We start from the raw sequence: 16,872 nt of genomic DNA, 5'->3' as shown, positions 1-16,872 counted from the left end.
ACGAGGCACAGATGTTACCCATTTTTAATTTTCAGCATAAGAAAAGCAACGTCTGGATTGAACGTTGCTCTTTCTCATAATCTTATAAATAGTTAGCTATACTCTTTTCTGGTTCGAATGAGAGAGTGGTTAAACAGTGGTAATTCGAACAAACCCGTTACCAGTTTGTTGTCCAGATGTCGTACCAGCATTTTCTAAAGTACCTGTAAAGGAAGAGCCTCCAAATCCGCCACGATCTGTGGATGAATCATCTATATCGCCACCGATGAAACCACCTCCGCCTCCACCCCCGTCACCTTCAAGTACGTCTGCAGGATAATCAGTTCCTTCTCCAGGAATGCCATTTAAATTAGCATTTGCACCTCCTGGTCCACCATCAGAAAATCGTGCACCTCCGCCTCCGCCGCCAGCAACAATAATTCGGTTATCCAAAGAGGTACCTCCACGCCTTACATCTGATGCGCCACCTCCACCGCCGCTGCAGCCTGCAGGTCCAGCATCTCCTCCGCCATTAAAGCCTCCCCCAGTTCCAGCCACACATTCAGGGACACGGCCACCAACAAAAACAAACAGAGTCTCACCTGGAGTGACATCTGTTTCACCAAATGCATAGCCACCTAGTCCACCTGGAAAACTGTCAGGGCCGCCTTGTGCTCCCCATGCTTCAATCCTTATTCTTGTTACATTCGCTGGTACAACAAACTCCTGCACATCACCTGTAAATACGAACTCAGTAACCTGAGGAGCTGGAGGAGGCAAGGTACCAATTAGGTCCATTACATTTTCAAATTTGAACTCAAGCAGTATTTCCTTTTTAATTACATCCCGAAGCGTTCTTTGAACACTTGCATTGACATTAAGAAGATCTCCTAATGACACTTCTGCAGGGGAAAGAGCAACTCCTGTATCACCCAATGTTCCTAATGCAAATTGAAGCTTCTCTGCCTCGGCATTCATGATATGAGCAAGAGCCATTTCCTCAAGAGCTATTGAAGACAAAAGTAATGGTATTGTCTGCTCGGCGGATATAGAAATAAGCGGGGTTATATTAGGTATGTTTGGAAAAGACAAAATAGTTCACCTCTTAGTTTATAGTCACTATATAAATATGGGTACAGAGGTGATGAGGACACGACCATTACCTAGTAAAACGTATTTTTTGTTCAAAATTGAAAGATATAGCTATGATAAATATACCCGTGACTCGTCTTGAAAGACTCTGGATATTTTCGAAAGACAATAAAAAAACCTCTTGATAAAATTATCAAGAGGTTTTTAGTATGATTCCTACTGGGTTCGAACCAGCGACCTCTACCCTGTCAAGGTAGCGCTCTCCCAGCTGAGCTAAGGAATCGTCATTCAGTTTGTCCTTTTTAGTGAGGACATTTACTAATATATACTGGAATGGTTGTCGTGTCAATATATTTTAAATCGAAAGTAACCTTCATTAGAATATAAAATCCCACTCGTTAAAATAAAATATAAAACTATAAATTTCTTACTCCTTTGATTACCTTTTTAATATATGAATCCTCATGCGGAACAAAATCATTTTTAACGACTGTCAAGCTTAGAGGCTTCTTTGCACCATTATCATCTATTTGAAATCCATCAACTTTTAATTCTTTCAATTCCTCAAACCATAGTTTTTCGAAGTCATCAATTCTTGCCCTCACTATTCCAGAGACTTCCTCTTTTTGAAGTTCGTAATTATCAAATGGAACATGCTTGTCATATAAGTACACATGGCATAATTCTTTATCAATAAATTCAGGGCTGACAAGTGAATCTTTGATGATTCCAAGTTCTATAATTTTCTCACTAGTTAAGTCGATCCCCAGCTCTTCTTTAACCTCTCTTAAGCCGTCCATGAAATTCTCATCCGCTAAAATATGTCCTGCCGCAGTTATATCCAATAAGTTAGGATAATCCTTCTTTGCAGAACTGCGGATTTGAAAATAAAGATAGTCTATTCCAGCAATCCTCTCAATAAACCAGCAATGAAAGGTTTTATGCCAATGTCCTGCTTTATGTACTTCCGACCGAGGTGCCGTTCCTATTTCAATTCCATGTTCATCAAAAATCTTCAACATTTCACTTTCCATTTTTTCATCCCTCCATTTAAAAATTATAACATTCATTTCCTATAAAATAAGAAAAGCGCAAGCGCCTTGTTCAGTCCCGACAAGCGCTGGAGGGCCGACCGGTGAAGTCGTTCTTTGACTTCATTGGGCGGACCGAAGCGACTCGAGGGGCTAGGCGCTGGAGCTGGACATTTCTCGAAGTGAAATTTATGCTTTCTTATCAAATAACAAAAGAACATTTGTTCTTATTTCCTTGAATAAAGAACGAATGTTCGGGTATAATAATAGTATAAAATTATGGAGGTGATACCATGAATACTCTGCTTACAAAGTCGCTTAAAGAAAACACGCCTGTGGAAATGATTTACTTGGCGGCAAACAACCAGATCACTCAACGGAGAATAATCGTGAAAGAATTGCGCGGCAACTATTTTAAAGCATTTTGTTATCTGCGCAGTGAGGATCGTCTTTTCAAAATCGATAATATTCTTTCAGTCATGCCTGAAAAACGTAAGCTTCTTAAAACAAGCTAAAAAAAGAAGCCTCCGCAATGAGGACTTCTTAAATATACTATTAGCTAGCTGGACTTGTCTCTGCTGTATCATTTCGCTTAATCAATAATTGCAAAGCAATAATTAAAACAAATGAACCAAGGCCGATGATATCGGTAATTTTCTCAGGATAGATGAGCATCAATCCACCAACGACACCAATTAACCTTTCGTACCAGAATAACTTCCTCAGCCAGAATCCAATTATTCCAGCTCCGATTAACATCATACCTGCCAGTGCAGTGAATACTACCCAAATCAAATAATACCAAGTTGTATCAATCATTAACAATTCTGGTGACAATACGAACATGTAAGGTATGATGAAAGCTGCGATAGCCAGTTTTGCCGAGTTGACACCTGTTTTTATCGGTTCCCCTCCTGACACTCCTGCTGCGGCAAATGCTGCAAGTGCCACTGGTGGGGTAATATCTGCAATAATCCCGAAATAGAACACAAATAAGTGTGCAGATAAATCGGGTACACCTAATAAGATAATTGCCGGAGCGGCAATCGTTGAAGTAATTACGTAGTTAGCTGTTGTGGGTGACCCCATGCCAAGAACAAGAGATGCTACCATCGTGAATGCCAGGGTAAGGAGCAAATGTCCTCCGGCTAGATCCAACAGCCCGTTAGCAAGCTTTAAGCCTAGACCTGTTTTAGTAACTACTCCAACAATGATACCTGCAGCAGCAGTTGCAGCTGCTACGCCTAATGCGGTGCGCGCACCATCCACTAGCGCGTCAATCATATCTCTGAATCCAATCCTGGTTTCTTTCTTAATTGCACTCACAACGATGGTGATAAGTATGCTCCACAGAGCAGCACGCATAACACTCATACCAGATACCATCAGGATAATGACCGCCAAAATTGGCAGAAGCAAGTAAATTTTAGCCACAACTTCCTTTCGGTTAGGCATTTCTTCATCTTTCAAACCTCGGAGCCCAACCCGTTTTGCTTCGAAATGCGTCATGATCCAAATACCGGTGAAATAAAGCAATGCTGGAATAGCAGCAGCCTTCGCGATATCCCAATAAGTAATCCCTCCGCCGATGAATTCTACCATCAAGAAAGCAGCTGCTCCCATGATAGGAGGCATCAGCTGGCCACCCGTAGATGCTGCCGCTTCTACTGCACCAGCAAACTCTTTGCGGTAACCAAGTTTTTTCATCATAGGAATTGTAAATGAACCAGACGTTACAACGTTAGCTACCGAACTTCCGCTGATGGTTCCCTGCAGGGCACTTGAAAAAATCGCTACCTTTGCTGGTCCGCCGACTCTTTTACCAGCGATAGACACAGCAAGGTCATTAAAGTATTGACCAACACCTGTTTTTACAAGGAAAGCCCCAAATAATAAGAATAAAAAGATAAACGTAGACGAAACACCTAATGGGGTTCCTAGGATACCTTCAGTAGTGAAGAACATGGTTTGAATTAAACTGTCGAGTTCCAGTCCCCTATGTGCCAGGAATCCCGGCATGTATGGCCCATACAATGCGTATACCATGAACAATACCGCGATAATGGTAATTGGCAGTCCCACCGTCCTTCTTGTCGCTTCAAGTACAAGTAAAACTGCGGCAAGACCGATATAAAAATCTGTTGGAGTGAGCCGTCCAACCCTATTAACCAGTTCATCAATCATCAATGGCCAATAAGCACCTACTGCGATCGCAATTAGTGCCAAAATGATATCATACCAGGCCACTTTATGATGAATCCGGTCTTTCTTGCGGGCTGGAAACAAGATGAAAATCAATGCGAGCGCAAAGCCTAAATGGATTGATCTTTGCAGCTGCGCAGTCAAAACCCCGAATATAGAAGTGTACAACTGGAACAATGAGAATGACAGCAGTAAAACAAATGCAATGATGCCCATTATTCCTTTTAGTTTCCTTGAAGCTGATTCAGGATCGTATTTTTCCAGCAGCTCCTGCTGTTCCTGTTGTGATAAAGTTTCATTTTTTGTGCTCAAGGATATTCACTCCTTCCAATTGCTGAATAAAATTAATTTTTTTCACTAATATCCGCACCCTGGTGCCAGGCTCAATTGCCCGGGTAAGCGGATAGGAAACATTCCCTTGAACAAAGGTATGATTGGCCCTGACCTTGCCAACCCGCAGGTCAAAGTGTTCAAACCTCCTGTCCATGTTTTTTACAAAGTATTTGCCATCCTCCATCTCGAAAACTTCTCCTTCAGCAACTTCAGATGGCATGCCGATTGCAAAATCCTCATATTCCAATTCATATTGCTGGATTTCATTTTGTTCAGTTACTATATAGCTTTCAATGACATCCGACAAGTGAATGGAATGCTTATATTTAATCTTAAATGATTCTCCTGCAGCTATAGGCACATAGCAGAGTATATCATCACTTTCCGGTTGAATAAAAACAACTGCTTGTTTATAAGGAATGTACATTGAGATTATTAATAATAAAAGAATGAGGAGCAGCAAAACGAAGATCTTGTTTTTACTCTTACTTAATTTCAATATAACCCCTGCCTCGCCTGTCCAATGACTATCTTGGAGGTTAGATATTCATACAGTAAAAAAAAGACCGGGTGAGAGTTCGGTCTATCCTTTAGGGGAACGCGCCGGAGTATATTCATGTGAATATGAATTGACCGGGCAAAGTCCTCGCAAGGAATTTGTCCGGTCAGGGCCAATCTATTACTCGGCTGCTTTGATTCCCTTTTCATCAAAGTACTTTTGAGCACCTGGGTGTACGTCGATTCCAACACCATTCAAAGCATTTTCAGGTTTGATTTGCTTTGCCTTAGCATGTTGTACCTGGTCAAGATTTTCGAAGATTGCCTTAGTGATATCATAGACAACTTCATCAGAAAGATCTGCTTTTACAACAAGCATGGCCTGAACAGCTACAGTTGGAACAGCTGAACCTAGCTTATATGTTCCGCTTGGTACTTCTTCTTTAGTGTAGTATGGGTATTTTTCGATAAGCTTATCAGCCTTATCTGCATCTACTGGAACAATGACAACTTTTTCTGTTGCTGAAAGTTCCTCGACAGCAGCTGTTGGATGTCCAGCAGTTACGAATGCAGCGTCAATATTGCCATCTTTAATTCCGTTTACGGACTCATCAAAGCTAAGATCTTGCTTTTGGATATCATCAAGAGTCAATCCATACGCTTCAAGAATCTGTTCCGCATTCGCTGCAGTACCAGAACCTGGTGCACCGATTGAAACCTTTTTACCTTTAAGGTCTTCTACAGTTTTAATACCGGATTTTTCTGTTGTGACGATTTGGATGGTCTCTGGGTAGAGAGTACCAATTGCCTTGATATTATCAATCGCATTTCCATCAAACATCAGCTTTCCTTCAGTTGCGTATGAAGCGATATCAGTCTGAGTGAATGCAATCTCACCTTTATTGTCTTTAATGCTCTGCATGTTTTCAGCAGAAGCTCCTGTTGTTTCAGCATTTGTGCTAACCCCTGTTGCATCAGAGACAATATTGGCAAATGCTCCGCCCAACGGGAAGTATGTACCACCTGTCCCACCAGTAAGAATGCTCATGTATTTTGGTTTTTCTTCTGATTTGCCTTCTCCGCCGCCTTTTTCGTCAGAGCCGCCACCACATGCTGCAAGCACCATGGAAAGAACAAGCATTAGTGCAGTGAACAAAAGAAACTTTCTTTTTTTCATCAGTATTCCCCCTTATAAATATAGAGTTGTTCATCATAATCTTACCATAAGAGTTCACACAATTGTCAAACATGTTACTTGCTTACTAATTTGATAAATAGTATCCTTTGCAATTATATATAGAATGCCAAGAAAGCTTTTTCAAAATACATATGCTAAAATCGTTGTGAAGATAGATGATAACATTGCAGATTGATCGATTTGGAGGTTTGAAAATGGATTATCCAATGGGTAAAATTAATGAAGTCACATTGCAAAGCAAGGAATTGGGAGAAGATATAACGATGCTGGTGTATCTGCCTGCTAACTATTCTCCTCTATATAAATACTCGTTGCTGATCGCCCAGGATGGACGCGATTATTTCCAATTGGGGAGAATTGGACGTATTGCAGATGAATTGTTAGGCAAAAAAGAAATTGAAAACGTCATCATTATCGGGATTCCTTATGAATCTGTTGAAGACAGACGCAGAAAATATCATCCTGAGGGAGAACAGCACGATGCATATATCCGATTCCTGGCACACGAGCTTGTGCCATATTTGGATGAACATTATCCAACCTACCAAATGGGAATGGGAAGAGCATTGATTGGCGATTCGCTGGCGGCTACTGTTTCCCTGCTCGCAGCCCTGCAATATCCGCATACTTTCGGCAGAGTTTTGCTTCAGTCACCATATGTCAATGAGCAAGTATTGTCAGCAGCGAAAAACTTCAGCCAGCCTTCTTTACTGAATATCTATCACACCGTGGGTGAAAAGGAAACAGTCGTAAAAACATCGTCCTCCAAAAACAAAGATTTCTTAACCCCGAACAGGGAGATATCATCTATTTTCAAAGAGAAAAGATATTCCTATTTTTACGATGAATTCCCTGGAGACCATACTTGGACTTACTGGCAGCCTGATTTAAAACGAGCCATAAAATTAATGTTTTCATAATTTAAATAGAACTTAATAGAATAAATGCGTCTTTATATTATATATTTAGAAAATTTGTTATAATGAATGATAAATCATTATTTCGTTTACTTCATTTAATTTGATATAGCATCAACCATTTGAAACGGGGGTATTAAGATGAAATTTGGTATTGTCATTTTTCCATCGAAGAAAATCCAGGATTATGCGAATTCATTAAGAAGGCGCTATGACCCGCATTATGCATTGATTCCGCCTCATTTGACCCTAAAGGACGCATTCGAAGCCACTGAAGAAGAAATCAAGGATATTGCTGAAAAGATTTATACAATCGCGCGTAACTTCGGTCCCGTAGACATCAAAATCAATAAAATTGGCTCCTTCAAGCCTACAAATAACGTGATCTACTTAAAAGTGGATTCACCAGAAGAACTGGAAAAACTTCGTAATGAGCTTAATTCCGCATTTGACGGCAATCAAGAGTACAATTTTGTGCCACATATTACAATCGGACAAAAAATGTCAGATGATGAGCATTCTGATGTATATGGTTCGTTAAGGATGACCAACGTCAATTTTGAAGATACAGCAGATCGCATCCATTTACTTTATCAGCTGGAAAATGGGTCTTGGACTGTATATGAAACATTTCGCCTAGGAAAGGAATAATCATAAGTGGAAGTAAAAATCGTAGAAACCGAACAAGAATTAGCAGACGCATTTGATGTTCGCCGGACGGTGTTCATCCATGAACAAAATGTACCTGAAGAAGAAGAAATCGACCAGTATGAATCCGACGCGGTTCACTTCGTTTTATATGATGATGACAAAACAGCAGGCGCAGGAAGATTCCGTGTATTAGATGGAATTGGAAAAGTTGAGCGCATCTGCGTTTTAAAAGAAAATCGTAAAACAGGCGCCGGTGTGGCTATCATGAATAAAATTGAAGAGTATGCCAAAGCACAGGGCATCACTACATTAAAGTTGAATGCCCAAACACATGCAATTCCTTTTTATAGCAAGCTGGGCTATGAAACAGTATCTGAAGAATTCCTTGATGCCGGCATTCCGCATAAAACGATGAAGAAAACGATTTGAATGTTTAAAGTTCTCCTTTCACACATTGAAAGGAGAATTTTTTTGTTCGGTTCATTTATTTTCCTTTGTAAAAAATAGCACCTAAAAATAAAAAGCACTGCAGCTGAGTTTAAATTGACTCGCTGTAGTGCTTTCCTTTTCCCGTTAGTTCAGCATATGTCTGGTTGACTACTAAAGGGTTAACTCTTTTTTTATAAACCCGGTCGATTTTAGGGTAGTTGAAATCCGTTCCCGCCATTTGCATACGGGCCACTGGCTGCTGATCCTGGCGTTTTTGCGCTGGTGCCACTAACTCCTGCTCCCGGCCTTTTTGCACAGGGTCTTCCTTACGGATCCTTGAAATTCTCCCTATTTGAAACGGATCGTAATCTGTACCTATTTCACGTTCTGCGTACTGTATATATTGATAATTCGTCACCGGAAGAATATATCCCATTATGATTTCCCCCAAGCACTAATATTTTAAATGATTTTCAATCTCACTATATCCTTCTTTTCTTCTCCCCTCTTTCTGTCCGTATTAAACTTATAAATTGCTATTTTATGACCTGTTTTTTTCAAAATGATTGTTTCTATGATTTTCTGTCCCGGAAAACAACACTCTATGAAAAACAATCTTTTGTTAAAAATCTTATTCTGTTATGATAAAGATTGTGTTATTTTTGGACGGAAATGAGGAAAAATCATGAAGACTGCTAAATACAATCAACAAATAATCAGCCTTGAGCAGTATAGTCGTGAGGACTACCAGAAGCTATATGATGATGGAAAAAAAGGCATGCTTACTTGTTCTGTATGCGGGGATCCTGTCCGCCTATATCTCGGTATTCAGGACAAGCCTCATTTCTACCATCATCTTTCAAACAAGGAAGATTGCAATGATTTAAATCTACAAGACACGAATCCAGCTAAACCTGCTGAGATTACTGAATATACAGAGCAAAATGGATTTCGCATCCCAAGATCTCGTTCTATTACAGCTGAAGCTGAAAAAGAAGAGCAGTTTGTCGCTCCCCGGGAAATCAAGATTCCCTCACCGTTTATGCCCATTCCTCCGGCTGTTCCAGGAGTTAAATTAAAGTATTTAAAGCAGTTGAAGGACTCTGGGATTCAGTTTGACGGAAACCAGGAACAGGCAGTCATGAGCACAGATGGTCCTTTTTTGATCCTTGCCGGCGCCGGAAGCGGAAAGACGAGGGTGCTGACTGCCAGGACCGCATTCATGCTTGAAGAGAAAAAAATCGATCCTGGTGCAATCATGCTTGTGACCTTCACTGCAAAGGCAGCCGCTGAAATGAAGAAGCGAATCACTCATTATCCAGGTATGTCGCCAGCAAAAGTCAATCAGCTAGTTGCCGGAACATTCCACAGTATTTTTTATAGGATCCTCTGCTACCATGAACGGGAGAAATGGTCCTCTGACAAGCTAATGAAAAAGGATTGGCAAAGGGAGCATATATTAAAAGAGGCCGGCAGAAAGCTTCATCTGGATGAAAAGGAATTTGCTTATGATCTTGCCCTCCAGCAAATTGGATTGTGGAAAAACACAATGATCATGCCAAACGAGGTTAAGCCTGAATCTCCATGGGAAGAAAAAGTGGCTTTACTATATAAAGACTATGAATTAGCTAAAGAAAGACAGCAAATATTCGATTTTGACGACATGCTCTTGGGCTGTTTTAAGCTTTTCAAATCGCAGCCTGATATTCTCGAAAACTACCAAAATCGTTTTCAGTATTTTTTAATAGATGAATTCCAGGATATCAACAAGGTTCAGTATGAGTTGGTTAAAATGCTTTCCGGCAAAACAGAAAATGTCTGTGCAGTCGGGGACGACGACCAGTCCATTTACTCATTCCGCGGCAGCGATCCAGCCTATCTATTCAAATTTAAGGATGACTTCAAAGAAACCAAATTGATCATCCTCAACCAAAATTACCGGTCACCTCATGAGATTGTTGAGACAGCCAATACGGTCATCTCGGCTAATCTTACACGCCATGAAAAAGATATGAAGGCACAGTTTTCTGGTGAATGTCCACCGGTACTCTTCCATCCATATGATGAGGAAGAAGAGGCTACGATGATCCTGACAGATATCAAGGAACGAATTGAAAATGACGCCCGCCCAAGTGACTTTGCGATCCTGTTCCGGACGAATGCAGCCAGCAGGGCGGTATTCGAAAGACTCGCCAATTCGAGTCTGCCCTTCCGCGTCGACCAGGATATTGAATCGTTTTACGAACGGTTCATGGTAAAAGGAATGCTCTCTTTTTTACGCTTGAGCCTTAATCCAGATGATTCTGAAGCGGTAAAAAATATCCTTCCTTCACTCTTCTTGAAGCAGTCTATTTTCCGAGATCTACAGGCAAACAGCATCCTGAACGATTGTTCGATGCTTGAAGCTCTTGCACATGTAAAAACTGGCTTTGCCTTCCAGGAACAAAAGCTTAAAAAACTTATCCCTATTGTCCGTTCCCTTTCATCTTTGGGACCTGTCACAGCCATTGACATAGTTGAGAAGGATCTTGGTTACCAGGATTTTATCAAGAAGCGCGGCAATGAGGGCAATCAGCTTGAAAAGGGTTCAGATGACATCCGTGACTTGAAAGTGGCGGCACGGAATTTTAAAACGGTTGCAGAATTCATTGAGCACGCAGACCATATGACAGCTATGAATGCAGAAGTTAAACGGAGCAGCAAAAATGTAACGGACGCCATTACACTCAGCACCATCCATCGTGCAAAAGGGCTGGAATATGAAAATGTATACATTATCGGTACTGTAGACGGCAGCATCCCCCACGATTATGCTTTGGATTCTTATCGCAATGGAGACAGGCAGCCTATGGAGGAAGAACGCCGGCTGCTTTATGTAGCGGTGACTCGTGCCCAAAAGAATCTCTTTATTTCTGTTCCGCAGAGAAGGCGGGGAAGAAAAGTAAATCCCTCCCGTTTCCTTGCTAATTTAAAAAGAAGGTTATCTGCGCATTGATTGTTGCTTTTCGAATATACTTTATATCCGTATGGATCTTAAGTTTATGAACCAAGGTTTATAGAAAACGAAAAAAATCTAAAAGAAAAATGCCAAATCAGGACCTGGATGCTAATTTCAGGTCCTGATTTACAATGTAGATCTTATTTCTTGTTAATCATTTTAGAAATTTGGCCAAAATCAAGCTGCTTTCCATCCTTTACGATGGATTCAACAATCTTGTCTTCCATTTCCTTATTTACAGGCTTATTGGCAATTTGTGATACGCGGCGAATTACGCCTCTAACGGTTTTCTCATCTTTAAAATTTGCATTTTGCAATGAATTCGCAAGTTCAAAAACATCCTTCATATTTACGCCAGTCTTTTTTTCTATATTCTTGAAGAAATTATTATCCATATCAAATCACGCCTCCTTCACTAGCTATTCTATAGTATGAAGGAACCGGGAAATGGTGAAAGAGAGGCAGTTGCTCTGCCCCTGAAAAACCCTTCCACCATTGCGCCTATACAGTGGCAAAAAATTTTTTCACTGCATGAACAAAAAGCACAAGTGTCTCGAGGGGCTAGACGCTGAAGCTGGATTAAGAATACTACATGTAGTCCATAACTAAATTATTTTATAATTTCCTTAACAACAGGAAAAACCGCTTCTGCTTGAAACGGCTTTTCCTGATTTTTTCCTTAGTTGTAGAAGCTTGCTCCTACAATAATTAACAAAATGAACAAAACGACGATCAATATAAAAGTGGAACCGTTATAGCCACCGCCATAGCCGTAACCACCATAACCGCCGCCCCAGCCGCAACCGAAGCCCATTCTTTTTCACCTCACTTTTATTGAGTCATTATCAATATATGTGAGGCTGCCCTTTTTGTTTGGGCGAGCTTAATTGTTATGTAATACAGGTAACCTACACCTTCTCGAAATCTGGAAAGCGGCTGGCCATATATTCATCATAAACATCCACACTAATCTTCCCGGAATGCTCCACTTCAGCATAAAAAACTTCATGCTGTTCATAGCCATGATCACGAAGTTTTTCATAAAGCTGCTCTTTGCTCAAGCTAATTTTCTGTAAATTTTCCGCAATCATCTTTCCATCCATAATAACGGACACTGGTGAAGATTCATCTTCTTTATCATTATTGAAATCTTCATAACGCAGCGGCTGTTTCGCTTTTTTTAATAAAACACTTAATTCACCGTTTGAATCAAGTGAAGCGAATTCAACATCTGCAACCCTGAATACACTCTTCTTCCGGAGCTGCTCAAGTAATTCATCCAGGCTGTATTTTTCCTTGCGTAAATTTTTCTCAATGATATTCCCTTGTTCAATGAAGGTTGTTGATCTTCCTTCGACAATATTGCGGAATGCTCTGCTTCGCAATGAAATCATCGAGATGGCTAAAGGAACAAATGACCAGACAATCATGCTGGCAATTCCGTCCCTCAAGCTCAAATCTGGATCCATTGATAGCGTACCCGCGATATCGCCAACTGTAATCCCGACAATGTACTCAAAAAAGGACAGGCTGGACAACTGCTTTTTTCCAAGAAGCTTTGTGATGATGAACAAGCCAATAATCAGCATGATGGAGCGGATTACGGTTCTGAGAATATCAGGCATTAAATCATTCCTTAAATTGGACTAAATAGATCAGCCTTTTGGTTTAAAAATAAGGGCGCCAATAAAACCAAAAATGACGGCTGCAGAAATACCTGAACTTGTTATTTCGAACATCCCTGTCAGGACACCAACCAATCCATGCTGTTCAGCTTCCTGCAAAGCTCCGTGTACGAGCGCGTTGCCAAAGCTTGTAATCGGAATCGTAGCACCTGCACCGGCAAAATCGATTAAAGGTTCATATAAACCAAAGCCATCAAGGACCGCTCCAATCACTACAAGCAAGCTCATTGTATGGCCAGGTGTCAATTTTGCAATATCAAACATAAGCTGACCGAATACACAAATCAGTCCTCCAATGACGAATGACCAGAAAAACATAGGCAGCAAGGTGTTTCCTCCTTTCTAATTCATCTCGATTGAAACGGCGTGAGCAATGCACGGAATGCTTTCTTTTTGCTGAAAAGAGAGTGGTGATAACAGAGCGCCTGTAGCCACAACAAGAATTCGATTGTATACGCCCTTTTTCATCTGGTTCAATAAGTGCCCATACAGGACTGATGCTGAGCACCCAGCTCCGCTGCCGCCGGATTGCACCGGCTGGTCATCTTTATAGATCAGCAAGCCGCAATCCTGAAATTGATTTCTCGTTATATTTAAACCCGACTGATGTAAAAGCTCATATGTCGTCTCCTGGCCAATCCGGCCAAGGTCACCTGTGACAATAAGATCATAATAAGAAGGCTCGATGTTTAAATCCTTGAAATGAGAAATGATTGTATCAGCTGCCGCGGGAGCCATTGCTCCACCCATATTGAATGGATCTGACAATCCCATGTCGACGACTTTCCCAATTGTCGCTGAGGTGGTCACAGGTTTACCGGATTTGTCAGGATTATCTGTAACTACTGCTGCCCCTGCCCCTGTCACCGTCCATTGTGCTGTCGGCGGCTTTTGTCCGCCATATTCGGTTGGGTAGCGGAACTGCTTCTCTACTGCTGAGTTGTGGCTCGATGCACCTGTAATCGTTTTTTTTGCACCCTGATAATTCACGATGAAGGATGCAAGCGCAAGACCTTCCATAGAGGTAGAACAGGCACCAAATAGGCCGAAATATGGAATTTGCATCGTTCTCGCTGCAAAGCTAGAAGGTGTGATCTGATTAATTAGATCACCAGCAAGCATGAAGTGCATATCTTCTTTGCTTAAATTCACTTTCTGAAGAGCCGAATTTATTGCTTCTTCAAGCAGGTGCCGATGGGCTTTTTCATAAGAATCCTGCCCCATCCATAAATCATCATGGAGAATATCGAAATCGGCAGCAAGGTTTCCCTCTGCCTCAAATGGACCGCCAGAAGATGCCCATGATTCTATTACAGGACGGTTAGCGAACTGCCATGACTGCCTTCCGATCAACATTTACAACACCCCCATCATCGTCAGCAGCGTCTTTACAAGCGCCACAATGAACGCAGAAAACACTCCAAACAGGATTACTGTTCCTGCCAGTTTGAACATATTTCCTCCAACCCCAAGAACAAACCCTTCTGTCCTGTGTTCTATCGCCGCAGAAATAACTGAGTTTCCAAATCCAGTAACCGGAACAGCGCTGCCCGCCCCCGCAAATTGGCCGATATGATCGTAAATCCCGAAACCTGTTAAAAGCATAGAAATAAATATCATCGTTGCGACCGTAGGGTTCCCTGCAGTCTGTTCAGTAAAGTTGAAGAAGTAAATATAAAAATAGGTGATGGCCTGTCCTATCAAGCAAATAGTACCACCGACCAAAAATGCTTTTATGCAATTTTTTACGACGGGCCGTTTTAATTCATGCTTTTGTTCGAGCTGCTGATACTGCTGCTGCTCAGGTGTCAGCTTTTGCTTTTTTTTATCCCCCATTTCGCCCATCCTTCCTTAAGTCATTTCTTTTTTCAATGAAATAATGCGCTGCAGCTGTTTTTCAGCCTTCTTTTCCGAATAGGCCGGATCCTTCATTCTCTCGCGCAATTCAACTGCCTCAATAAAAATCTTGAAGTCGCTTGAGACAATGAAATTTTCACCAGGATAGTTTTTCTCCAGTTTTTTGTTGATTTCTTTTTCGATTCTTTTCATGCCAAATCGCTTCATATGCTTCACCTTGTAAGCGACCAATGTATCTTCTTTTCCAGCGATAACGGCAACATCATAAATTTCATCAAGCGATTGAATATCCTTTTTAACCTTTTCAGCCAGCTTTACATTCTTATCATCGAAATCATTCGTCGCCCCTGCTTCTGGGTTGATGGATTGGATCATCGATGCCCTGCTGTCCGGAGAAGTTTTACCAAACGAGCATCCAGCAGTACCTATGGCGAGTAACAACAAAACTGCGAAAGCCTTACTTGCCTGTCTCATTTTCATCTTTAATCCCTTCCTATGCAGTCAACTTTGTGGTTAAAATTATTTTCCACGTCTAAATGATAATTTATGAATTTTTTATTGCGGGTTTTATTTCCATGTAATGTTAATCACTTATTACATTGGAATCTAATGTCTTAGGATGAACCAAAAAAAACGCCTGCCAGTTTGTTTGGCAGACGCTGCTTCTATGCTTGTTTTCTCTTTTTGCCGCAACCGCATCCGCCTTTTTTACGCCTGCGACGGTTGCCCACAATACTCTTTTTTGAACCTGAATCTGAGTTTTGCTCGCCTTTGGAATTAACCTTCTTTTCTTCTTGCATCATTACAACCCCTTCATTAAAGAGTCCATATCTCATTTTATGATCTTCTGTCCAATGGTGTTCTGGACGGACTCATTAATTTACTGGTCTTTAACAATCATATGTTGAATGATTGATGCAAGCCCGGCAACCGCAAGGATTGTAATAAACGGTATGGATAAATCAGGATAAAATTCATAAGCCGCATAAATGGCTGCTGTACACCAAATACCCGTGCACCAGTGGCAGCTTAACAATTCACCGAACCAAAATTTTATGCCGGTTCCTTTTATTTCTATATAGGTTTCTGTACTGCCATCCTCCAGTGTTTCAACGACTGTTTCATGGAATGGAGCGCGAATGAATTCAGTGATTGTATCGTAGACGATCAGACGGGTCAAACGAAAGCTAGCGAAGACCAACAGGCAAAAATCAAACCAGCTGTCCATGATTCTCACCACCTGCATATTATCAAGTCGATTCAGCATATGCACAGGCAAATACCTATGTATGGGCTCGAGCCTGTCCGCTCCTGTCATTAATTTTTGTATGAATCTGCGGAAAATTAGACAAACACCCACACCATTAGACGGGCGATTCATATTCTATTAAGGACAATAGGTCATATCAACTAAAAGGAGATGAACTTGTTATGGGTTGCAAAGGTAAAAAACATGATAGCGACAGCTGTGTATGCGAAGTACTAAGAGCAGTTGCAGACGCTCAGGATGAAGTGGATGTAGACAATGATTGCGATGTTAGCTGCCATAGATCAATTCAAGAATTGCTTGCAGGCGCACAAACTCCATCGAACGGTTTAGATACAATTCCACTAATTCTTTATTGCGGTGATTGCGTACCATTCGAAGGATTTGGAACTCGCATCAGGCCAAATGGAGGAGGCCCACAAAGACTGGACTGCTTTAGATCTTTCTTCTTCCGTGTCACTTCTGTGGATGACAACTGCTGTGCGAAAATTGAGTTATTGACTACTCGCGGTGATGAAGGAGAAGGTTTCGATACTCCATGCCGTCAAATCCAAACTGGTGGTGCCAGAAACGAATTCTTCAGAACTGGAATCTGTATCACTGTTGACCTTGACTGCTTCTGCGCAGTAACATGCTTGGATCCAGTAGCAGCGTTGCCGTTATCAGCCATGAATGGCACCGAGGACTAAACAAGATTTGCTGTGATAAGGGCTTACCATAAATGGTAAGCCTATT

Annotated in this window: 21 protein-coding genes and 1 tRNA gene; 6 read left to right on the top strand and 16 right to left on the bottom strand. The window is 41.3% G+C overall.

Features of this window, described 5'->3' with window-relative positions; translation table 11 throughout:
• Positions 1 to 129 precede the first annotated feature (129 nt).
• The 3 genes from M3204_RS01660 to M3204_RS01650 form a co-directional block, all read right to left on the bottom strand.
• Positions 130 to 1,071 carry a glycine rich domain-containing protein gene (locus tag M3204_RS01660; RefSeq protein ID WP_251477622.1) on the bottom strand — a complete coding sequence of 314 codons (942 nt, stop codon included), beginning with the start codon at positions 1,069 to 1,071 and terminating at the stop codon, positions 130 to 132.
• Positions 1,072 to 1,281: 210 nt separating this feature from the next.
• Positions 1,282 to 1,354, bottom strand: a tRNA-Val gene (locus tag M3204_RS01655).
• A 133-nt stretch (positions 1,355 to 1,487) separates the two neighbouring features.
• Positions 1,488 to 2,105 (bottom strand): NUDIX hydrolase, encoded by a 618-nt coding sequence (locus tag M3204_RS01650; RefSeq protein WP_251477619.1) that lies wholly within the window; start codon positions 2,103 to 2,105, stop codon positions 1,488 to 1,490.
• Between the two features lie 290 nt (positions 2,106 to 2,395).
• On the opposite strand from M3204_RS01650, the gene M3204_RS01645 reads away from it, so the two are divergent.
• Entirely contained in the window at positions 2,396 to 2,617 is a 222-nt protein-coding gene (locus M3204_RS01645; protein ID WP_251477617.1) for a WYL domain-containing protein, read from the top strand.
• Positions 2,618 to 2,657: 40 nt separating this feature from the next.
• Here M3204_RS01645 and M3204_RS01640 read toward each other — a convergent pair whose 3' ends face one another.
• From M3204_RS01640 to M3204_RS01630, 3 genes are all read right to left on the bottom strand, one after another.
• Positions 2,658 to 4,616, bottom strand: a complete 1,959-nt coding sequence (locus M3204_RS01640; protein ID WP_251477614.1) for a TRAP transporter permease — start codon at positions 4,614 to 4,616, stop codon at positions 2,658 to 2,660.
• The gene (locus M3204_RS01635; protein ID WP_251477610.1) at positions 4,600 to 5,136 is read right to left on the bottom strand and encodes a DUF1850 domain-containing protein; all 537 of its coding nucleotides are present in this window, start codon (positions 5,134 to 5,136) and stop codon (positions 4,600 to 4,602) included. Before M3204_RS01635 ends, M3204_RS01640 begins: the two co-directional genes overlap by 17 nt.
• A gap of 180 nt (positions 5,137 to 5,316) precedes the next feature.
• Positions 5,317 to 6,312, bottom strand: a complete 996-nt coding sequence (locus M3204_RS01630) for a TAXI family TRAP transporter solute-binding subunit (protein ID WP_251477607.1) — start codon at positions 6,310 to 6,312, stop codon at positions 5,317 to 5,319.
• Between the two features lie 215 nt (positions 6,313 to 6,527).
• On the opposite strand from M3204_RS01630, the gene M3204_RS01625 reads away from it, so the two are divergent.
• From M3204_RS01625 to M3204_RS01615, 3 genes are all read left to right on the top strand, one after another.
• On the top strand, positions 6,528 to 7,253 hold the full coding sequence (locus M3204_RS01625) for an alpha/beta hydrolase (protein WP_251477604.1): 726 nt from the start codon (positions 6,528 to 6,530) through the stop codon (positions 7,251 to 7,253).
• Between the two features lie 138 nt (positions 7,254 to 7,391).
• Positions 7,392 to 7,901: a YjcG family protein gene (locus M3204_RS01620; RefSeq protein ID WP_251477601.1), complete on the top strand. Its 510-nt coding sequence runs from the start codon at positions 7,392 to 7,394 to the stop codon at positions 7,899 to 7,901.
• A 6-nt stretch (positions 7,902 to 7,907) separates the two neighbouring features.
• Complete coding sequence (locus M3204_RS01615) at positions 7,908 to 8,330, top strand: GNAT family N-acetyltransferase (RefSeq protein ID WP_251477599.1); 423 nt, start codon at positions 7,908 to 7,910, stop codon at positions 8,328 to 8,330.
• A gap of 109 nt (positions 8,331 to 8,439) precedes the next feature.
• Here M3204_RS01615 and M3204_RS01610 read toward each other — a convergent pair whose 3' ends face one another.
• On the bottom strand, positions 8,440 to 8,766 hold the full coding sequence (locus M3204_RS01610) for a hypothetical protein (RefSeq protein ID WP_251477596.1): 327 nt from the start codon (positions 8,764 to 8,766) through the stop codon (positions 8,440 to 8,442).
• A 249-nt stretch (positions 8,767 to 9,015) separates the two neighbouring features.
• Between M3204_RS01610 and M3204_RS01605 the strand changes: the two genes are divergently transcribed.
• Positions 9,016 to 11,325: an ATP-dependent helicase gene (locus M3204_RS01605; RefSeq protein WP_251477593.1), complete on the top strand. Its 2,310-nt coding sequence runs from the start codon at positions 9,016 to 9,018 to the stop codon at positions 11,323 to 11,325.
• A 143-nt stretch (positions 11,326 to 11,468) separates the two neighbouring features.
• On the opposite strand, the gene M3204_RS01600 is transcribed toward M3204_RS01605, so the two are convergent.
• The 9 genes from M3204_RS01600 to M3204_RS01560 all read right to left on the bottom strand — a co-directional run bounded on the left by M3204_RS01600 (position 11,469) and on the right by M3204_RS01560 (position 16,098).
• The gene (locus M3204_RS01600; protein WP_251477590.1) at positions 11,469 to 11,723 is read right to left on the bottom strand and encodes a stage VI sporulation protein F; all 255 of its coding nucleotides are present in this window, start codon (positions 11,721 to 11,723) and stop codon (positions 11,469 to 11,471) included.
• A 284-nt stretch (positions 11,724 to 12,007) separates the two neighbouring features.
• A complete protein-coding gene (locus tag M3204_RS01595; RefSeq protein WP_251477587.1) occupies positions 12,008 to 12,142 on the bottom strand; it encodes a YjcZ family sporulation protein in 135 nt (44 codons plus the stop codon).
• A 94-nt stretch (positions 12,143 to 12,236) separates the two neighbouring features.
• The gene (locus tag M3204_RS01590; protein WP_251477582.1) at positions 12,237 to 12,953 is read right to left on the bottom strand and encodes a DUF421 domain-containing protein; all 717 of its coding nucleotides are present in this window, start codon (positions 12,951 to 12,953) and stop codon (positions 12,237 to 12,239) included.
• A 30-nt stretch (positions 12,954 to 12,983) separates the two neighbouring features.
• The gene (gene spoVAE, locus M3204_RS01585; protein ID WP_251477580.1) at positions 12,984 to 13,340 is read right to left on the bottom strand and encodes a stage V sporulation protein AE; all 357 of its coding nucleotides are present in this window, start codon (positions 13,338 to 13,340) and stop codon (positions 12,984 to 12,986) included.
• A 15-nt stretch (positions 13,341 to 13,355) separates the two neighbouring features.
• On the bottom strand, positions 13,356 to 14,369 hold the full coding sequence (spoVAD, locus tag M3204_RS01580; protein ID WP_251477577.1) for a stage V sporulation protein AD: 1,014 nt from the start codon (positions 14,367 to 14,369) through the stop codon (positions 13,356 to 13,358).
• Complete coding sequence (gene spoVAC, locus M3204_RS01575) at positions 14,370 to 14,849, bottom strand: stage V sporulation protein AC (protein ID WP_251477574.1); 480 nt, start codon at positions 14,847 to 14,849, stop codon at positions 14,370 to 14,372.
• A gap of 15 nt (positions 14,850 to 14,864) precedes the next feature.
• Positions 14,865 to 15,350, bottom strand: coding sequence for a YhcN/YlaJ family sporulation lipoprotein (locus M3204_RS01570; protein ID WP_251477571.1), 486 nt, complete (start codon positions 15,348 to 15,350; stop codon positions 14,865 to 14,867).
• A gap of 185 nt (positions 15,351 to 15,535) precedes the next feature.
• Positions 15,536 to 15,673, bottom strand: a complete 138-nt coding sequence (locus tag M3204_RS01565; RefSeq protein ID WP_251477568.1) for a hypothetical protein — start codon at positions 15,671 to 15,673, stop codon at positions 15,536 to 15,538.
• A 77-nt stretch (positions 15,674 to 15,750) separates the two neighbouring features.
• The gene (locus M3204_RS01560; protein WP_251477565.1) at positions 15,751 to 16,098 is read right to left on the bottom strand and encodes a DUF1360 domain-containing protein; all 348 of its coding nucleotides are present in this window, start codon (positions 16,096 to 16,098) and stop codon (positions 15,751 to 15,753) included.
• Positions 16,099 to 16,301: 203 nt separating this feature from the next.
• Between M3204_RS01560 and M3204_RS01555 the strand changes: the two genes are divergently transcribed.
• A complete protein-coding gene (locus M3204_RS01555) occupies positions 16,302 to 16,826 on the top strand; it encodes a CotY/CotZ family spore coat protein (protein ID WP_251477561.1) in 525 nt (174 codons plus the stop codon).
• Positions 16,827 to 16,872 lie beyond the last annotated feature (46 nt).

The organism is Mesobacillus subterraneus (assembly GCF_023715485.1).
Taxonomy (GTDB): Bacteria; Bacillota; Bacilli; order Bacillales; family Cytobacillaceae; genus Mesobacillus; species Mesobacillus subterraneus_B.
This window is presented reverse-complemented; position numbering and strand designations above follow the sequence as displayed.

Coding starts and splice junctions, on each gene's coding strand:
- M3204_RS01625 (WP_251477604.1), top strand. CDS start 6,528: ATGGATTATCCAATGGGTAAAATTAATGAAGTCACATTGCAAAGCAAG.
- M3204_RS01595 (WP_251477587.1), bottom strand. CDS start 12,142: ATGGGCTTCGGTTGCGGCTGGGGCGGCGGTTATGGTGGTTACGGCTAT.
- M3204_RS01570 (WP_251477571.1), bottom strand. CDS start 15,350: ATGAAAATGAGACAGGCAAGTAAGGCTTTCGCAGTTTTGTTGTTACTC.
- M3204_RS01605 (WP_251477593.1), top strand. CDS start 9,016: ATGAAGACTGCTAAATACAATCAACAAATAATCAGCCTTGAGCAGTAT.
- M3204_RS01590 (WP_251477582.1), bottom strand. CDS start 12,953: ATGCCTGATATTCTCAGAACCGTAATCCGCTCCATCATGCTGATTATT.
- M3204_RS01650 (WP_251477619.1), bottom strand. CDS start 2,105: ATGGAAAGTGAAATGTTGAAGATTTTTGATGAACATGGAATTGAAATA.
- M3204_RS01555 (WP_251477561.1), top strand. CDS start 16,302: ATGGGTTGCAAAGGTAAAAAACATGATAGCGACAGCTGTGTATGCGAA.
- M3204_RS01560 (WP_251477565.1), bottom strand. CDS start 16,098: ATGGACAGCTGGTTTGATTTTTGCCTGTTGGTCTTCGCTAGCTTTCGT.
- spoVAD (WP_251477577.1), bottom strand. CDS start 14,369: ATGTTGATCGGAAGGCAGTCATGGCAGTTCGCTAACCGTCCTGTAATA.
- spoVAC (WP_251477574.1), bottom strand. CDS start 14,849: ATGGGGGATAAAAAAAAGCAAAAGCTGACACCTGAGCAGCAGCAGTAT.
- M3204_RS01620 (WP_251477601.1), top strand. CDS start 7,392: ATGAAATTTGGTATTGTCATTTTTCCATCGAAGAAAATCCAGGATTAT.
- M3204_RS01645 (WP_251477617.1), top strand. CDS start 2,396: ATGAATACTCTGCTTACAAAGTCGCTTAAAGAAAACACGCCTGTGGAA.
- M3204_RS01565 (WP_251477568.1), bottom strand. CDS start 15,673: ATGATGCAAGAAGAAAAGAAGGTTAATTCCAAAGGCGAGCAAAACTCA.
- M3204_RS01600 (WP_251477590.1), bottom strand. CDS start 11,723: ATGGATAATAATTTCTTCAAGAATATAGAAAAAAAGACTGGCGTAAAT.
- M3204_RS01630 (WP_251477607.1), bottom strand. CDS start 6,312: ATGAAAAAAAGAAAGTTTCTTTTGTTCACTGCACTAATGCTTGTTCTT.
- M3204_RS01610 (WP_251477596.1), bottom strand. CDS start 8,766: ATGGGATATATTCTTCCGGTGACGAATTATCAATATATACAGTACGCA.